The sequence below is a fragment of the Pseudomonas sp. GW822-FHT02E03 genome (assembly GCF_058802325.1).
Genome location: NZ_JBXAOA010000006.1, coordinates 44,676 through 62,557 on the forward strand (window position 1 = coordinate 44,676; position 17,882 = coordinate 62,557).

16 protein-coding genes are annotated in these 17,882 nt (G+C 55.9%); 7 read left to right on the forward strand and 9 right to left on the reverse strand.

Annotation, left to right across the window (positions count from 1 at the left end):
- Positions 1 to 341: 341 nt before the first annotated feature.
- From gltB to hemE, 3 genes are all read left to right on the forward strand, one after another.
- Positions 342 to 4,787, forward strand: a complete 4,446-nt coding sequence (gene gltB, locus AC1RQB_RS06660) for a glutamate synthase large subunit (protein ID WP_063341818.1) — start codon at positions 342 to 344, stop codon at positions 4,785 to 4,787.
- 124 nt (positions 4,788 to 4,911) lie between these two features.
- Complete coding sequence (locus AC1RQB_RS06665) at positions 4,912 to 6,330, forward strand: FAD-dependent oxidoreductase (protein WP_063341817.1); 1,419 nt, start codon at positions 4,912 to 4,914, stop codon at positions 6,328 to 6,330.
- A 246-nt stretch (positions 6,331 to 6,576) separates the two neighbouring features.
- A complete protein-coding gene (gene hemE, locus AC1RQB_RS06670; protein WP_008067641.1) occupies positions 6,577 to 7,644 on the forward strand; it encodes a uroporphyrinogen decarboxylase in 1,068 nt (355 codons plus the stop codon).
- 181 nt (positions 7,645 to 7,825) lie between these two features.
- Here hemE and AC1RQB_RS06675 read toward each other — a convergent pair whose 3' ends face one another.
- Positions 7,826 to 9,067 carry an MFS transporter gene (locus AC1RQB_RS06675; RefSeq protein WP_404943055.1) on the reverse strand — a complete coding sequence of 414 codons (1,242 nt, stop codon included), beginning with the start codon at positions 9,065 to 9,067 and terminating at the stop codon, positions 7,826 to 7,828.
- Positions 9,068 to 9,219: 152 nt separating this feature from the next.
- Between AC1RQB_RS06675 and AC1RQB_RS06680 the strand changes: the two genes are divergently transcribed.
- On the forward strand, positions 9,220 to 10,122 hold the full coding sequence (locus AC1RQB_RS06680) for a LysR family transcriptional regulator (RefSeq protein WP_008067637.1): 903 nt from the start codon (positions 9,220 to 9,222) through the stop codon (positions 10,120 to 10,122).
- A 45-nt stretch (positions 10,123 to 10,167) separates the two neighbouring features.
- On the opposite strand, the gene AC1RQB_RS06685 is transcribed toward AC1RQB_RS06680, so the two are convergent.
- Together AC1RQB_RS06685 and AC1RQB_RS06690 are read right to left on the reverse strand one after the other, a co-directional pair.
- A complete protein-coding gene (locus AC1RQB_RS06685; RefSeq protein ID WP_063341815.1) occupies positions 10,168 to 10,422 on the reverse strand; it encodes a hypothetical protein in 255 nt (84 codons plus the stop codon).
- Positions 10,423 to 10,459: 37 nt separating this feature from the next.
- On the reverse strand, positions 10,460 to 10,843 hold the full coding sequence (locus AC1RQB_RS06690; RefSeq protein ID WP_063341814.1) for a DUF6124 family protein: 384 nt from the start codon (positions 10,841 to 10,843) through the stop codon (positions 10,460 to 10,462).
- Between the two features lie 467 nt (positions 10,844 to 11,310).
- Here AC1RQB_RS06690 and AC1RQB_RS06695 point away from each other — a divergent pair, with 467 nt between their 5' ends.
- Positions 11,311 to 11,907: a helix-turn-helix transcriptional regulator gene (locus AC1RQB_RS06695; RefSeq protein ID WP_063341813.1), complete on the forward strand. Its 597-nt coding sequence runs from the start codon at positions 11,311 to 11,313 to the stop codon at positions 11,905 to 11,907.
- Entirely contained in the window at positions 11,900 to 12,784 is an 885-nt protein-coding gene (locus AC1RQB_RS06700) for a queuosine precursor transporter (protein WP_063341812.1), read from the forward strand. Before AC1RQB_RS06695 ends, AC1RQB_RS06700 begins: the two co-directional genes overlap by 8 nt.
- Positions 12,785 to 12,822: 38 nt before the next feature.
- Here the strand turns inward: AC1RQB_RS06700 and queC are convergent, their stop codons facing one another.
- The 5 genes from queC to AC1RQB_RS06725 form a co-directional block, all read right to left on the reverse strand.
- Positions 12,823 to 13,512, reverse strand: a complete 690-nt coding sequence (queC, locus tag AC1RQB_RS06705) for a 7-cyano-7-deazaguanine synthase QueC (protein WP_063341811.1) — start codon at positions 13,510 to 13,512, stop codon at positions 12,823 to 12,825.
- 533 nt (positions 13,513 to 14,045) lie between these two features.
- On the reverse strand, positions 14,046 to 14,324 hold the full coding sequence (locus AC1RQB_RS06710) for a DUF6953 family protein (RefSeq protein ID WP_008067635.1): 279 nt from the start codon (positions 14,322 to 14,324) through the stop codon (positions 14,046 to 14,048).
- Complete coding sequence (locus tag AC1RQB_RS06715) at positions 14,321 to 14,665, reverse strand: (2Fe-2S) ferredoxin domain-containing protein (RefSeq protein WP_008067633.1); 345 nt, start codon at positions 14,663 to 14,665, stop codon at positions 14,321 to 14,323. Before AC1RQB_RS06715 ends, AC1RQB_RS06710 begins: the two co-directional genes overlap by 4 nt.
- Positions 14,666 to 14,684: 19 nt before the next feature.
- A complete protein-coding gene (locus tag AC1RQB_RS06720) occupies positions 14,685 to 15,581 on the reverse strand; it encodes a DMT family transporter (RefSeq protein ID WP_063341810.1) in 897 nt (298 codons plus the stop codon).
- A complete protein-coding gene (locus AC1RQB_RS06725; RefSeq protein ID WP_063341809.1) occupies positions 15,581 to 16,348 on the reverse strand; it encodes a hypothetical protein in 768 nt (255 codons plus the stop codon). Before AC1RQB_RS06725 ends, AC1RQB_RS06720 begins: the two co-directional genes overlap by 1 nt.
- Positions 16,349 to 16,479: 131 nt before the next feature.
- Between AC1RQB_RS06725 and AC1RQB_RS06730 the strand changes: the two genes are divergently transcribed.
- On the forward strand, positions 16,480 to 17,394 hold the full coding sequence (locus AC1RQB_RS06730; RefSeq protein WP_063341808.1) for a LysR family transcriptional regulator: 915 nt from the start codon (positions 16,480 to 16,482) through the stop codon (positions 17,392 to 17,394).
- A gap of 36 nt (positions 17,395 to 17,430) precedes the next feature.
- Here AC1RQB_RS06730 and AC1RQB_RS06735 read toward each other — a convergent pair whose 3' ends face one another.
- Entirely contained in the window at positions 17,431 to 17,877 is a 447-nt protein-coding gene (locus AC1RQB_RS06735) for a hypothetical protein (protein ID WP_008067623.1), read from the reverse strand.
- Positions 17,878 to 17,882: the final 5 nt, after the last annotated feature.

Sequence of the window (17,882 nt, forward strand, 5' to 3'; positions counted from 1 at the left end):
GCCTTACCCAGGCCGCCTCTCCAAGCACCTCAAAATTTCTGCAAGTGCATGCCGCCTCTCCAGGCCGCGTGCCTTGTGGTGTCTGCGTCACAGTGGTCTTTGAGTCGTTGCGGTCAAAATTAAAAAAAGTTTTGACTAGCACAGCATATCGCTTTAAACCTTTCACAAATGCGACATAGATTTGCGACATTTCGTCGTCAAATTTGTGAGCCTCTGTGTCGGTGTGTACAATGACCTCCCTTTTGCCCCCGCAAAGCTGGCGCACGTTCGGCGTGGATGGTAACTGGCTGAATTGAAAAGAAATTTGCCTCGATAAGAGGCAGCCTGGTGAGAAAGTGTCTATGAAAGCAGGTCTGTACCAACCAGATGAATTCAAGGATAACTGCGGTTTCGGCCTGATAGCCCATATGCAGGGCGAGCCCAGTCATACCCTTTTGCAAACGGCCATTGAGGCCCTGACCTGCATGACCCACCGCGGTGGGATCAACGCCGACGGCAAGACCGGTGACGGTTGCGGTCTGCTGATTCAAAAGCCGGATGTATTCCTGCGTGCCATCGCCCAGGAAACCTTCGGCGTCGAACTGCCCAAGCAATATGCGGTGGGCATGGTCTTCTTCAACCAGGACCCGGCGAAAGCTGAAGCCGCTCGCGAGAACATGAACCGCGAGATCCTGGCCGAAGGCCTGCAACTGGTCGGCTGGCGCAAAGTGCCGATCGACACCAGCGTCCTCGGCCGCCTGGCTCTCGAGCGCCTGCCGCAGATCGAACAAGTGTTCATCGGTGGTGAAGGCCTGAGCGATCAGGACATGGCGATCAAGCTGTTCAGCGCCCGTCGTCGTTCGTCCGTGGCCAACGCCGCCGACGTCGATCACTACATCTGCAGCTTTTCCCACAAGACCATCATTTATAAAGGCCTGATGATGCCGGCGGACCTGACCGCCTTCTATCCAGACCTGAGCGACCAGCGCCTGCAAACCGCAATCTGCGTGTTCCACCAGCGCTTCTCCACCAACACCTTGCCGAAATGGCCGCTGGCTCAGCCATTCCGCTTCCTCGCCCACAACGGCGAGATCAACACCATCACTGGCAACCGCAACTGGGCTCAGGCCCGTCGCACCAAGTTCACCAACGATCTGATGGATCTGGAAGAGCTCGGCCCGCTGGTGAACCGCGTAGGTTCCGACTCCTCCAGCATGGACAACATGCTCGAGTTGATGGTCACCGGTGGTATCGACCTGTTCCGTGGCGTACGGATGATCATTCCGCCTGCGTGGCAGAACGTCGAAACCATGGACCCGGATCTGCGCGCGTTCTACGAATACAACTCGATGCACATGGAACCGTGGGACGGCCCGGCCGGCGTGGTAATGACCGATGGTCGTTACGCGGTGTGCCTGCTCGACCGTAACGGTCTGCGTCCTGCGCGTTGGGTCACCACCAAGAACGGCTTCATTACCCTGGCCTCGGAAATCGGTGTCTGGAACTACCAGCCTGAAGACGTGATCGCCAAGGGCCGCGTTGGCCCTGGCCAGATCTTTGCCGTGGACACCGAAACCGGTCAGATCCTCGACACCGACGCCATCGACAACCGTTTGAAGTCCCGTCATCCGTACAAGCAATGGCTGCGCAAGAATGCCCTGCGCATCCAGGCGACCATGGAAGACAACGACCATGGTTCGGCGTTCTACGACGTCGATCAGCTCAAGCAATACATGAAGATGTATCAGGTCACGTTCGAAGAGCGCGACCAGGTGCTGCGTCCGCTCGGCGAACAAGGCTACGAAGCCGTCGGCTCGATGGGCGACGATACGCCGATGGCCGTGCTGTCCCAGCGCGTGCGCACGCCGTACGACTATTTCCGTCAGCAGTTCGCGCAGGTGACCAACCCGCCGATCGACCCGCTGCGTGAAGCCATCGTCATGTCGCTGGAAATCTGCCTCGGTGCCGAGCGCAATATTTTCCAGGAGTCGCCGGAACACGCCTCGCGCGTGATCCTCAGCTCGCCGGTCATTTCCCCGGCCAAGTGGCGCTCGCTGATGAACCTCGATCGTCCGGGCTTCGAACGCCAGATCATCGACCTCAACTACGACGAGAGCGTCGGCCTCGAAGCCGCAGTGCGCAATGTTGCCGATCAGGCTGAAGAAGCCGTTCGCGCCGGTCGCACCCAGATCGTGCTGAGTGACCGTCACATCGCCCCGGGCAAGTTGCCGATCCACGCTTCGCTGGCGACCGGTGCGGTACACCACCGCCTGACCGAAAAAGGCCTGCGTTGCGACTCCAACATCCTGGTAGAGACAGCGACTGCTCGCGACCCGCATCACTTCGCGGTGCTGATCGGTTTCGGCGCTTCGGCGGTCTATCCGTTCCTGGCTTACGAAGTGCTGGGCGACCTGATCCGCACCGGTGAAGTGCTGGGCGACCTCTATGAGGTGTTCAAAAACTACCGTAAAGGCATCACCAAAGGCCTGCTGAAGATCCTGTCGAAGATGGGCATCTCCACCATCGCCTCGTACCGCGGTGCGCAACTGTTCGAGGCGATCGGCCTGTCCGAGGAAGTCTGCGACCTGAGCTTCCGTGGCGTGCCAAGCCGCATCAAGGGTGCGCGTTTCGTCGACATCGAAGCCGAGCAGAAAGCCCTCGCGGCTGAAGCCTGGAGCCCGCGCAAGCCGATCCAGCAAGGTGGCCTGCTGAAGTTCGTCCACGGTGGCGAATATCACGCCTACAACCCGGACGTGGTCAGCACCCTGCAAGCGGCTGTGCAGCAGGGCGACTACAGCAAGTTCAAGGAATACACTGCGCTGGTGGACAACCGTCCGGTGTCGATGATCCGCGATCTGTTCAAGGTCAAGACCCTGGATACGCCGCTGGATATCAGCGAGATCGAACCGCTGGAATCGGTGCTCAAGCGCTTTGACTCTGCGGGCATCTCCCTCGGCGCGCTGTCGCCGGAAGCTCACGAAGCCCTGGCCGAAGCCATGAACCGCCTTGGTGCGCGTTCCAACTCCGGCGAAGGCGGCGAAGACCCGGCGCGCTACGGCACCATCAAGAGCTCGAAAATCAAGCAGGTCGCCACCGGTCGTTTCGGTGTAACCCCGGAATACCTGGTCAACGCTGAAGTGCTGCAGATCAAGGTCGCCCAGGGCGCCAAGCCAGGCGAGGGCGGTCAACTGCCAGGCGGCAAGGTCAACGGCCTGATCGCCAAGCTGCGTTATGCAGTGCCAGGCGTGACCCTGATTTCGCCTCCACCGCACCACGACATCTACTCGATCGAAGACTTGTCGCAGCTGATTTTCGACCTGAAACAAGTCAACCCGAAGGCGCTGGTCTCGGTGAAGCTGGTTGCAGAAGCCGGCGTCGGCACCATCGCTGCCGGTGTCGCCAAGGCCTACGCGGACTTGATCACCATCTCCGGCTACGACGGTGGCACCGGTGCATCGCCGCTGACCTCGATCAAATACGCGGGCGCTCCGTGGGAACTCGGCCTGGCCGAAACCCACCAGACCCTGCGTGGCAACGACCTGCGCGGCAAAGTCCGGGTGCAGACCGACGGTGGCCTGAAAACCGGCCTCGACGTGATCAAGGCGGCGATTCTCGGCGCTGAAAGCTTCGGCTTCGGCACCGCGCCAATGATCGCCCTGGGCTGCAAATACCTGCGCATCTGCCACCTGAACAACTGCGCCACCGGCGTCGCGACTCAGAACGAGAAGCTGCGCAAGGATCACTACATCGGTACCGTCGACATGGTGGTGAATTTCTTCACCTACGTCGCCGAAGAAACCCGTGAGTGGCTGGCCAAGCTGGGCGTGCGCTCCCTCGAAGAGCTGATCGGCCGTACCGATCTGCTGGAAATCCTCGAAGGCCAGACCGCCAAGCAAAACCACCTGGACCTGACCCCGTTGCTGGGCAGCGATCACATCCCGGCAGACAAACCTCAGTTCTGCCAGGTCGACCGCAACCCGCCGTTCGACAAAGGCCTGCTGGCCGAGAAAATGGTCGACCTCGCCACCTCGGCCATCAACGACATGAGCGGCGCTGATTTCGCCCTGGATATCTGCAACTGCGACCGCTCCATCGGCGCGCGGATCTCCGGTGAAATTGCTCGCAAGCACGGCAACCAGGGCATGGCCAACGCGCCGATCACCTTCCGCTTCAAAGGCACGGCGGGTCAGAGCTTCGGTGTGTGGAACGCCGGCGGCCTGAACATGTACCTGGAAGGCGACGCCAACGACTACGTCGGCAAGGGCATGACCGGCGGCAAGCTGGTCATCGTTCCGCCGAAGGGCAGTATCTACAAGACTCAGGACAGCGCCATTATCGGCAACACCTGCCTGTATGGCGCCACCGGGGGCAAGCTGTTCGCCGCCGGTACCGCGGGCGAGCGTTTCGCGGTGCGTAACTCCGGTGCTCACACTGTTGTGGAAGGCACTGGCGATCACTGCTGCGAGTACATGACCGGTGGTTTTGTCTGCGTATTGGGCAAGACTGGCTACAACTTCGGCTCAGGCATGACCGGCGGTTTCGCCTACGTGCTCGACCAGGACAACACCTTCGTTGACCGGGTCAACCACGAACTGGTGGAAATCCAGCGGATCAGCGGTGAGGCGATGGAAGCCTATCGCAGCCACTTGCAACGCGTGCTGAACGAATACGTCGAGGAAACCGACAGCGAGTGGGGTCGTAACCTCGCTGAAAACCTCGATGACTATCTGCGTCGTTTCTGGCTCGTCAAACCTAAGGCGGCGAGCCTGAAAACGTTGCTCTCCAGTACTCGTGCCAGTCCGCAGTAACGACGCAGCTGCAAGCGGCAAGCTTTAAGCCGCCAGTTAACAGCAGTGCGCGATGTGCCTGCCACCGTGATTGTCTTGCAGCTTGAAGCTTTCAGCTTCGAGCTGCTGTTGAGAGGTTTTAACAATGGCTGAACGTCTGAATAACGACTTCCAGTTCATCGATGTCGGGCGCAAAGATCCGAAGAAGAAACTGTTGCGTCAACGCAAGAAAGAGTTCGTGGAAATCTACGAACCGTTCAAACCCCAGCAGTCGGCCGACCAGGCCCACCGCTGCCTGGGTTGCGGTAACCCGTATTGCGAATGGAAGTGCCCGGTGCACAACTTCATTCCCAACTGGCTGAAACTGGTGGCCGAGGGCAACATCCTGCAGGCCGCCGAGCTGTCGCACCAGACCAACACCCTGCCGGAAGTCTGTGGCCGGGTGTGTCCTCAGGATCGTCTGTGTGAGGGTGCCTGCACCCTCAACGACGGTTTTGGTGCGGTGACCATTGGCTCGGTCGAGAAGTACATCACCGATACCGCGTTCGCCATGGGCTGGCGCCCGGACATGTCCAAGGTCAAACCGACCGGCAAGCGTGTTGCGGTGATCGGCGCGGGCCCTGCGGGCCTGGGCTGTGCCGACGTGCTGGTACGTGGCGGCGTGACCCCGGTGGTGTTCGACAAGAACCCGGAAATCGGCGGTCTGCTGACCTTCGGCATCCCCGAGTTCAAACTGGAAAAGACCGTGCTGAGCAATCGCCGCGAAGTCTTCACCGGCATGGGCATCGAGTTCCGCCTGAATACCGAAGTGGGCAAGGACGTGACCATCGAGCAACTGCTCGAAGAATACGATGCCGTGTTCATGGGCATGGGCACCTACACCTACATGAAGGGCGGCTTTGCCGGTGAGGATCTGCCGGGTGTGCATGACGCGCTGGACTTCCTGATCGCCAACGTCAACCGCAACCTGGGCTTTGAAAAGTCGCCGGAAGATTTCGTCGACATGAAAGGCAAGAAGGTCGTGGTACTGGGTGGCGGCGACACGGCGATGGACTGCAACCGTACTTCGATCCGCCAGGGCGCCAAAGCGGTGACCTGTGCGTATCGTCGTGACGAAGCGAACATGCCGGGCTCGCGTAAAGAGGTGAAGAACGCCAAGGAAGAAGGCGTGAAATTCCTCTACAACCGCCAGCCGATTGCGATCGTCGGTGAAGACCGTGTCGAAGGCGTGAAAGTGGTCGAGACCCGTCTCGGCGAGCCGGACGCCCGTGGCCGTCGCAGCCCCGAGCCGATTCCGGGTTCCGAAGAGATCATTCCGGCTGACGCCGTGGTCATCGCCTTCGGCTTCCGTCCAAGCCCGGCGTCGTGGTTCGAGCAGTTCAGCATTCAGACCGACAGCCAAGGCCGCGTCGTGGCACCGGAACAAGGCCAGTACAAACACCAGACCAGCAACCCGAAAATCTTCGCCGGTGGCGACATGGTGCGCGGTTCCGACCTGGTGGTAACGGCGATCTTCGAAGGCCGCAATGCGGCTGAAGGGATCCTGGATTACCTGGGCGTTTAACCGTATTCCAACATTGGAATGCAACTCCTGTGGGAGCTGGCTTGCCAGCGATAGCATCGCCTCGGTCTAACTGAACGACCGAGGTGTCCGCATCGCAGGCAAGCCAGCTCCCACAGTGTTTTTTGGTGTTGCCAAAACCGCACTCCACCGCGACAAATTGACCCGATAGACAAAAGGAGCGGCTCTTGCCGTGCCTTTTGCGCCCGGCTCTGAGAAAATGCCCGCACTTTTTTTCCGGATGCCGACATGACTGCCCTGAAGAACGACCGTTTCCTTCGCGCCCTGCTCAAGCAACCCGTAGACGTCACCCCTGTGTGGATGATGCGTCAGGCCGGTCGCTACCTGCCTGAATACCGCGCCAGCCGTGCCAAGGCAGGTGATTTCATGAGCCTGTGCATGAACCCGGCGTTCGCTTGCGAAGTCACGATGCAGCCGCTCGACCGCTATCCGCAACTGGACGCGGCGATCCTGTTCTCCGACATCCTGACCATCCCCGATGCCATGGGCCAAGGCCTGTACTTCGAGACCGGTGAAGGTCCGCGCTTCAAGAAAGTCATCAGCACTCTGGCCGACATCGAAGCCCTGCCGATTCCTGATCCGCACAAAGACCTCGGCTACGTCATGGATGCGGTCAGCACCATCCGTCGCGAACTGAACGGCCGCGTGCCGCTGATCGGCTTCTCGGGCAGCCCGTGGACCCTGGCCACCTACATGGTCGAAGGCGGCTCGTCGAAAGACTTCCGCAAGACCAAAGCCATGCTCTACGACAACCCGCAAGCCATGCACCTGCTGCTGGACAAGCTCGCACAGTCGGTCACTTCGTACCTCAACGGCCAGATCATGGCCGGCGCGCAAGCGGTGCAGATCTTCGACACTTGGGGCGGCAACCTCTCCGCAGCGGCCTACCAGGAATTCTCCCTGGCCTACATGCGCAAAATCGTCAGCGGCCTGATCCGCGAGCACGAAGGCCGCAAAGTGCCGGTCATCCTGTTCACCAAGAACGGCGGCCTGTGGCTGGAAAGCATCGCTGACGCTGGCGCGGATGCGCTGGGTCTGGACTGGACCTGCGACATCGGCGAAGCCCGCCAGCGCGTCGGCAACAAAGTCGCCCTGCAAGGCAACATGGACCCGACCGTGCTCTACGCGAAACCTGAAGCCATCCGCGCCGAAGTCGGCCGCATCCTCGCCAGCTACGGCAAGGGCAGCGGCCACGTGTTCAACCTCGGTCATGGCATCACCCCGGAAGTTGACCCAGAACATGCTGGCGCCTTCCTGCGCGCGGTGCATGAACTGTCGGCGCAGTATCACGAGTGATCGTGGCCCAATAAAAAACGCCCGGCTTATGCCGGGCGTTTTTGTTTGTGGTTCAGAAAATGAGAAGTGGATGCAATTCATTGTGGGAGCGGGCTTGCCCGCGATGGCGTCATTTCATACAGCACCTGTGCTGGACCGACCATCGCTATCGCGGGCAAGCCCGCTCCCACAGGGTTGTGCGTCAGGCTTTCACATTTTCCAACGGCGGCAACTTCGCCAGCTTCAATGCCACCCACAGCGCAATCACCAACAACCCGCCAATAAACAACCCAATCCCGTTCCAGCCACCCAAGTGCCAGGCCACGCCGCCCGCTGTACCCGCGATACTCGACCCGGCGTAATAGCTGAACAGGTACAGCGACGACGCCTGTCCTCTAGCCTTGATCGCACGACGACCAATCCAGCTACTGGCCACCGAATGCGCCCCGAAGAAGCCAAAGGTGAAGATCAGCATGCCGATGATCACCACCGGCAACGGCGTGAGCATGGTCATGGCGAGGCCAGCGATCATCAGCACGATGGTTGCCCAGAGCACTTTGCGCCGGCCGAGCTGGTCGGCCAGGGCACCGATTTTCGCCGAGCTGTAGATGCCCGACAGGTACACCACCGAGAGCAACCCGACGAAGGCCTGGTCCATGTGGTACGGCTCGGCCAGCAGGCGATAACCGATGTAGTTGAACAGCGTGACGAACGCGCCCATCAGCACAAAAGCTTCAACAAACAACAGCGGCAGGCCGGCGTCGCGAAAGTGCATGGTGAAGCCGTCCAGCAAGCTGCGCGGATGCAGTGAGCGAGCGCGGAAGTTGCGCGATTCCGGGAGGATTTTCCAGAACACCGCTGCGGCAATCAGCGCCAGGCCACCGATGACCAGCATCGCCGTGTGCCAGCTGACGAAGTCGATCAATACCCCGACGATCAACCGCCCACACATGCCGCCAATAGCGTTGCCACCGATGTACAAGCCCATGGCCAGGCCAAGGTGCTGCGGGTGGATCTCTTCGCTCAGGTAAGTCATCGCCACCGCCGCCAGACCGCTCAACGACAACCCCACCAGCGCCCGCATCACCAGCACGCCTTGCCAGCTCGGGATCATCGCGCTGGCCATGGTGCAGAGAGCGGCGGCGAACAGCGCGGCGACCATCACCGGTTTACGCCCGATGCGATCAGAGATGGGGCCGGTGATCAGCAAGCCGATGGCGAGCATGCCGGTGGCGACCGACAGGATCAGGCTGCTCTGGGCTGCGTTGATGGAAAACTCGTGGGATAGCAGCGGCATCATCGGCTGCACGCAATACAGCAGGGCGAAGGTCGCAAAACCGCCCGAGAACAGCGCCAGCACCGTGCGCATGAACATCGGCGTGCCTTTTTCGATGTAGATCTCGCTTCGCTCGGCGACGACATCATCCAGCGCAGTGGGCGGAATTTCATGGGCGAGTGGGGCGACAGCAGTTTTCACTTCGGACCTCGGAGGGGCGCAGCCGGTCAGGCAATGAAAAAATCATATAGCTGGCTAATGATTCAATCCAATATATTGTTCGACCTGTTTGATAGGTTTAACGACCTAATGGAGTTTTCATGGAATTGCGCCACCTGCGCTACTTCATTGCCGTCGCTGAAGAACTGCATTTCGGCCGCGCTGCTCAGCTGCTGGGCATCTCGCAACCGCCGCTGAGCCAGCAGATTCAGGCGCTGGAGCAGGAGGTCGGCGCGCGGCTTTTCGAGCGCACCAATCGTCGGGTCGAACTCAGTGAGGCGGGGCGGTTGTTTCTGGAAGAGGCGCGGTTGGTGCTGGCTCAGGTCGACAAAGCGGCCGATGTTGCACGGCGGGCACAACTCGGCGAGTTGGGTGAACTCAAGATCGGCTTCACCTCGTCGGCACCGTTCAACTCGACCATTCCCCAAGCGATCTTTTCGTTTCGCCAGCGCTTCCCGGCGGTGCACCTGAACCTGCGGGAAATGAGCAGCACCCAAGTGGCCGATGCATTGGTGGACGAATCAATCGAAGTCGGCATCATGCGGCCGCTTGGGCTGCCGGACTCGCTCAGCGTAGTGGAATTGATGCGTGAGCCACTGGTGGCGGTGCTCAGCTCCAAGCATCCGCTGGTGAATGGCAGCGAAGAAGGTTTATTCCTCTCGGCGCTAGCCCTCGAACCATTCGTATTTTTCCCGCGCAGCTATGGCAGTGGTTTGTACGCACAGCTGCTCAGCCTGGCACGGGATGCCGGTTTCAGCCCGCACTTCGCGCAAGAGGCTGGCGAGGCGATGACCATCATCGGGCTGGTGGCGGCAGGTTTGGGAGTGTCGGTGTTGCCGGCGTCGTATCAGCGGATGCGTATTGATGGCGTGGTCTACCGCCCGTTGCTGGATCCGGAAGCTGTGTCGGCTGTGTGGCTGGTGCAGCGCAAGGATCAGAAGTCACCGATGGCCAAGGCGTTTGTGGAGTTGCTTACGCGTAAGGTTGAACCTCTGAAGCCGTAATAACGGGCGACCCCAGTGAGGTCACCCGTTTTTCTTTACCAGGCACTAGACCGAGACCTGCACCTGCAATCGTCGCCCGATGACATCCATCAAATCGCAACCATCGCGCAATGAGGTCACCAACACCCGCGCCAACTCACTGTGAACGCCCTCGCCAAACGCGAAATTTTCCAGCAGTTGGGTCGCGGTACGAATGCGGTAGGCCGCGGTTTCGTGCAACACGTCCAGTGGTGCTTCGGTGTCGATCACCAACGATGCGATGGTGCAGTCGATGCCGGTGATAGGCATGTATCGATCCATGACAAAAAACCTCCATTTGATAACAGAACGGGACTACTCAGCGTGGGCTGTTTGACGGAGCCTCAGGCAACCCACCGGGCAGGTCCAGGTTGTCTAGTGCTCGATTTACCAATAGCTCGGCCAGTACGGCCAACTGCTGAATGGCCAGTGCCACATTGCGGCGTGAGCTTTCCAGTTCGCCGGCGAGATCGGTGGTCATGACATTCAGCGAGGCAAGGGTTTCGCAGGCGTGACAGAGCAAAGATTCCGTGTCGGCCTTCGGGACGATGGTGAAGAGGTGACTGACAGGGTCGGGTTGGCCCGGATTGCGCAGACGGGCGCTGACGCGGCGTTCGGTGATTTGGGAGAGCTTGGGTAAATCGACGGTGTTGTCGGTTGGAAGGTCTGGTGATTGCGGAGAATTAGGATCGTCTTTTTTCATTATGGAATCCCCTGAAATTTTAAAAGAAGCGTCAATCCCATGTTGTTAGATGGGATTTGGTTTTCACTGTACCCAGATTAGTGAGTTGGTAAAGTTAATAGTTGAAATATTTATTTACTTAATCAAATAAATTAACATTTGCCTAATTAAATGATTAATTTGTGGTGAGGCTGTAGCATTTTTTTTGTAATGCAGTACTAAGAGCAGGCAGTGTTGGTTGCTCAGGCTAGGTGGTGTGTGAATCTACCTGGGGCTCTGAGCAATGTAAGAAAATGCTGTAGGAATATACCTAATTGTCAGTCGAAAATTCCGACGAGGAAACATTATTTAACGGTTATTTTTGAATGTTTTCGATATTGTGTTTTGTTCAAAACCTAGCTGTGTAGGATGCTCCCTCACAAAGAAGTACCATCGTATTGTTCAGCGGTGTGCAGTTTTTTTGCAGGTGTAAATAAGGGTAAATACTAATGCATAAAAAAGAAAAAGCGGAAAAATTGAAAAATAATATTAGGTATCTAATAAAAAGCCGCGGAGAGACGCAGCTGTCTTTGTGTAATTCCAGTGGTTTGACCCGGACTACGATATATAACATTCTTGAAGGGAAAGTGGTAAATGTTCAGCAGTCTACAATTCGCAAGATTTCTGATTTTTTTGGTGTCTCTTATAAGGAGATAGAAAATGTGGATTTTGAAGAAAGGGAAATCATAGAAAGTAGTGTTTCCTTGCGCGGAAATATGAATCCTGCTGCAGTTCCTATAATAAAAGAGAGTTTGCTTATTCAGAGTCTGGATAAAAGAATTGGCGAGCTGGCTACAATTTGCCCTCTAACATACTATTTTGGAGCGGCTTGCAATTTAATAGGTGTGCTTTTGGAAGGCGAAATTAGCGGCGCCAATGAGCCAGGTGACTTGTTGATAGTAAAAAAAGGGCTGTCGAATAGTGATAGAGAAAAATTGATATACGACAAAGCCACAAAAAAACTATTTTTATCTAATGAGCGTTGTCTTGATTCTGATGTCGTTTGCATTGTGGGAGAAGTAATAGAGGAAAGATTCAATGGGTAATAGTGGGGTTGAAAATAGCAAGTACAAATTGTTGGGGTTTGAAAATGACAAAAGCCTTGCTGTAATTATGGTTATCTCCACTGGAAAGGTTGTAAAGGTAAAGCTGGGTGAGGTGTTAAAAAGTGAAATATTGGATAATTTAAATAAGGCGGAGATAAAAGACATATACAGGAAATATTATTCTCGAGGGAGTGCATTGACCGCGTACGAAATAACTGATCGCCATGAAAGGTCGTGGATTATATATGTGGCGCTAAATCTGTTGCTTTTTACTCTTTACATTTTTGCGAATGTAGCTGCGGCAAAGCTTGTTTATTTTGAGCGATTTGATGTTGTTGTCACTCCAGGGGTATTTCTTTATCCATTGACGTTTCTAATCGTGGATTTGTTGAACGAGTTTTATGGGTTTAGACTTGCAAGGAAGGCTATATTGTTTGCTTTTGCAAGTAATGCTTTTATTGTTGTGTTGCTAGCTGGAACTAGTCATCTCCCTGGACTGCCTGGTTGGAAATTAGATATACCCTATGGCGAAGTTATTAGTTACTTCTCATCTGTGTTGGTGGCGTCATCCATTTCTTTTCTTATTTCTGAATATGTCAATTCTTATTTGTTGTGCAAGATAAAAGAGCTCACGAATTCAAGGTTTCTATTTTTTCGTGTGTTTTTAAGTTCATTTTTTGCAGTGATAATAGATAGCTTTATTTTTTGCTTTATTGCGTTTTATGGAACCATGCATAGCAGTGATCTACTCAATATAATCTACGTTCAGATAGCTATAAAGATGTGCTTTGCTGTTTTTAATATTTTGCCTGCCTATGGGGCAAGGCACTTATTTAAAAAATATGTAGCTGCGGTTTCGACGGCATACGGAAAATGAAGGGGAGCTAATAGCTCCCCTTGTAGCGTACTTCTTCTTTAGATTTTTGCTTTTAGACTGGTCATCGTTTCTATTTTGTTTTTCATGAATTCATCTAATCCCTTTGCACGAAGGTTGCACGCATCACATTGGGTGCAACCACTTCCCTTTATACCGTTGTAACACGACAGAGTATGCTGGCGAATTAAGTCTAGCTGTTTGTAGTGATCGGCCAGCGCCCAGGTTTCTGCCTTGTTTAACCACATAAGTGGGGTTTCAATTCGTAATTTATAGTCCATCCCCAATTCAACGGCTTTATTCATAGCCTTGATGAATTCATCCCTGCAATCCGGATAGCCTGAAAAGTCGGTTTCACAAACGCCTGTGATTACAGCCTCGGCACCCACTTGATAGGCATAAATAGAAGCAAGCGTTAAAAACAGAATATTCCGGCCAGGTACGAAAGTGTTTGGCAGGCTCTCCCCTGAGCTGACAGAAATTGGTACTGGGATGTTGTCGCGGGTAAGGCTGCTGATCGCTAACTCATTTAATAATGAAATGTCGAAAACCTTGTGAACTGTCACGCCAAGCTTTGCCGAAAGCTGTTGCGCCACTTCAATTTCCGCGCGATGGCGCTGTCCATAATCGAACGTAATGCAGTGTATTTCATCATAAGTTTGCAATGCGTGGATCAAGCAGGTTGTTGAATCTTGGCCACCACTAAAAACGATCACCGCTTTTCTATTCATGTTTTTCATCCTTGGAATACCCTGACATGTCGCTGGGGTATCGACCCTATCGCGAAACTTATGGTCTCGCTGTGGGACGTTTCCGAAATGAGGTGCTCCGCTTTCCTTTGTTTCATTTCTTTGCTGGAGTGGAGGTGTGGAGAGGCCGTTTTCGTGGATTTATATTTGAAAAAAGGGCGCCTCGAAAGGCGCCCTTCGTCATTGTGGCGAGGGAGCTTGCTCCCGCTTGAGTGCGTAGCGCTCACAAAATCTTCAGTGACGTCAGGATTTGGGGCTGCTGCTGCGCAGCCCGGCGCGAGCAAGCTCGCTCGCCACAGGACGAGCGCTTCGGCTCGTCCTCCTCAATAGGTTGGCATTGAACTCAAGGTCTTACTGAACCTTCGCCAGATTCCCTTTCGACGCAACCCCGGCCATGGTTGCGTCGGAATGGCTGGCAATCAAGATCAAAAGATCGCAGCCTTCGGCAACTCCTGCAGGGGGCGGTGGTGGCAGGGTCATGAATCCCGCAGCATGGTATCCATCGGGATTTCTTGTCAGCGGCTCACGCGTATGCCTGCTGGATCTTGTGCGGTTCTTTGCCTCCATAGTTGAAAACTTCGGCTCCATACCACGTACTCAGCAGTCAGTGCTTTGAAGGCTTCGAGGATCGGCTTGTTCACGGCCCAGTTGCCGTGGCGATTTTGGTACACGTGAACTTCGCCGAACATCAGACGGATCTCCCGCGCGGCAAAGGCTTGCGATAGATAGTCTTGTTTACGGTATTCGGCCAACATCCATTGGGCGATGCGCATCTCTTCATCTGTCCAAGTCATGATGTGGATTCCCGCTTAAGCCCCTTGGGACACAATTGCTTATCGGGACGGAAGAGGTGTTGATTGAGAATGCGTTCAACCTCTTGCGGCGTCTTGCACGAGAACCACAGATTAGCTGGGTAAATCACCATGATCGGGCCGTGGTCGCAGCGGCCCAGGCAGCCCGATGCGTTGGCGCGCGATGTTCCTGGCTCACCCATTTTGGCGAGCTTGCGTTTTGCTGCGCTGAGTAGTTCATGTGCGCCGGAGCCCGAGCAACTACGACGACCATCGGGGCGCAAGTTGGTGCAGATCAGCACATGGTGTTCATAGGCCAGAGTCGGATTTTCTGTGTCATTCATAGATGGTCACGACCTCTATTCAAACTTTGTCGGCGGGAACCGCAACTTTCGATGGTTCCAGATTGAGGGCGAGTACGCTCGTCAGCACCGTGACCGTTCCGACGATGACCATGGTTGAAGGGCGTTCACTCAGAACCAACGAGGCCATCAACATGGCTGTGGGCGGTATCAGGTAAAGCGAAATGGATGCGCGGCTCACGTTGCTGTGCGCCAGTACATATGCCCAGGCGAGGTACGCAAGGGCGCTGGGGAAGATGCCCAGAATGAGCACCGCCAAGTTGACTGAAGTTGAGGCGTTTTGCGCTTCGCTCCACAGGCCCGGGACATACACAAGGAGCAGTACCGTGCCCGACCAAATGGTGTAACACACCATCGTCAGCCCGTCATAACGATGGGAGTGGTGTTTTTGCAAGGCGAAATACAGACTCCAGGACAACGCCGCCAGCAGGATCAGCAGCCCGTGCGCGTCCAGTTCACCAAAGCCACGGTCACCGGTGACTACCACAGCGGCACCGAGTAGGCCGCACAGCACACAGATCCATTGCCAGCCGTTGACCCGATCCTTGAACACGAAATGCGCCAATAACGTGCTGAACAGCGGCGTGGATTGTGCCAGTACGCTGGCGGCTCCGGCGCTAACGCCTTGTTGGCCGTAGTTGAGGGCTATGTGATGCAGGCTGACGGCAAAGAATCCCAGCACAGCCAGCAGTGGCAGGTCCTTAAGGCGAGGCAGGGAAATACGCATCACCAATGCGACCCCGGCCATGAACGTTGAGGCGATGAGAAATCGCACCAGCGCGAGATGACCGGGCTCGTAAGCCTTCAGCCCGATGTGGATTCCAATGGGGGAATAGGCCCAGCAAAGGATGACAAAAAACGCCGCTAAAGCGATTTTTACGCCAGGCCTTGTATTCATCAAGACGTCATCCTGGACGCAACACGATTTTGCACGCTGGGCATGGCATGGGCTATACCGTTCCAGTACTGCTCGGTGATGACCAGGAAACGGTTGAACGACGCGCTGACTTCCTCTATGTGCTGGTCGGTGGTGCATTCCTGGGTCGCGGCTTTCACGGCCTGGATCTTGTGTTCTTTTTCCGCATCCCCGATGTGGATGTAGAAATACTCGCAGTGCTCATGAAAGTCGTCGTTATTGACGTACAGATGTTTGTAGTTGCGTGCCCCTTCATACAAGCGGGTGAGCATCGAATAGGCCAGCCACTCTTGAGCCAACAACGTGCCGAGCACATGGCGCGGATTGTTGTTGTGGCCACCGTCGGTATAAAGACTCAATTGTTCGCGACTAAACGTGCAGGTGCTGTCCAGCACAGGCAGGGCCATGAGTTCGACCATGCTGTAAGGCCGATCAGCGAGACGGCTGAGAAGGTCGATCAGATAACTTTCCAGCAGGGCGAAGGTTTTTTCCGGGTTGTCGTCGCGCATCTTGGTGTACAGATTTTTGACAACATCAACCTGAGCATGCAGGACGAAAGTACCCAGAAATGACAGGGCGTCCATGTGTGAGGTCTGCCTGATACGGGTCAGGTAGTTTCGAGCAAACACCTCAACGTCGCCGAGGGAGAGTGAGCCTCCCATCCATCGTTGGTAAAACGCGTTATTCAAAGCTTCATGGGTGAGCGCGCTTTCGGCGAGGGACTGGATTTTTCGTTCAACTAACTCCATAGAAACTCCTGCTCATCGAGGGATATGAAGGGCTACGGCGTCAGTGCAACGCGTGCTAATTGAAGTATCAAAAACACACGGCATCACTACAAGTGACTTAAACTGATCCATCCATTCACTCTGGGTGAGCCATGGAATTGTCCCAACTGCGCATGTTCAAGACGGTTTACGATCTTGGCAGCATCGCGCGCGCCGCCGAGTTGCTGCACTGCGTACCTTCCAATATCACCGCACGGCTCAAGTCCCTTGAGCGGGAGCTCGGCACGCCGCTGTTTTTCCGCGACGGCCGAGGGTTGCGAATCACGCCTGCTGGAGAGGTATTTCTTGATTACGCGACGAAAATCCTGGGTTTGGCCGATGAGGCTCGGCGCGCGGTAGCGCCCACCAATACGCCTGGCGGTCCTCTGCGCATTGGCGCCATTGAATCTAGTGCTACGGGACGGCTGCCCCGGTTATTGGCCAAGTACCATGAGCTGTACCCGCAGGTATCGCTGGAGTTGAGCACCGGCACTTGGGCTCAACTGCTGGACGATACTCAGCATCACCGACTTGATGGGGTGATCGTGGCAGTGAACATTGAACACCCCGGCCTCAAGCGTGCAGTGATCTACCGTGAAGATTTAATCCTCATCGCGTCCGCGTCCCATGGGCCTTTACGCAAGGCGGCAGATCTGCAAGGTAAGGAAATATTCATGTGGCCACCGGGCTGTCCGTACCGCTTCGCGCTAGAGCAGTGGCTATTGCGCCATGGACAGGTGCTGCCGATCGTCAGCATCGCAAGCTATGGCGCCATAGTTGGCTGTGTCAGTGCGGGTGCTGGCGTTTCGCTGGTACCTCGCGGGATCTATGAGCAATACCGTCACAGTGCAGGGTGGCAAGGATACGAATTTCCGGAACTGACGAGTATCGACAACCTGTTTTACTGGCATGAAAACTCAGGTCGACATCCCGCTCGGGAGGCGTTCTTGGCGCTACTGCAGACAGAGTTCGAGGGCGCAACGGCGTTGGAAGGGGAGACCCGTGCACCTCAGGCAGAACCAGACTGAACCAGGCTTCACCAGCACACAGGTACGTGTCTTGAGTTACTGAACCTTCGCCAAATCCCCTTTCAGCGCAACGCCCGCCATGAGCGCCCCAGCGTGGCACTCATAGGTCTTGGCATCCTTGCGCTCATTTTTCTTGTAGAAGCTGACGATGTTGGTCACGGCGTTGGCACCGGCGTTCTTCGCCGCCTGGTGCAGGCTGATGATTGCCGATTGCGCGACCCATTCGCAGGCCACTTCGTCAGACTTGTTGAAGGCGTTGGTTTTCTTGTTGGTTACGGCGCCGGTGCTGAGCACGGTGACGTTGCCAGTCGGTGTATTGCCTGCCAGGTAGAACTTCACGCTGCCATCGATTTTGCCGGCGCGGGTTGCTTCGGCGACGGCTTTGTCAAAAGGCAGATACACCGCAGTGTCACGGGCCTGGCTGATGCTCGGCAATGCGCAGATCAGCAGGGTGGCAGCGGCAGCGAGTTTCTTGAAGTGCATGAAGG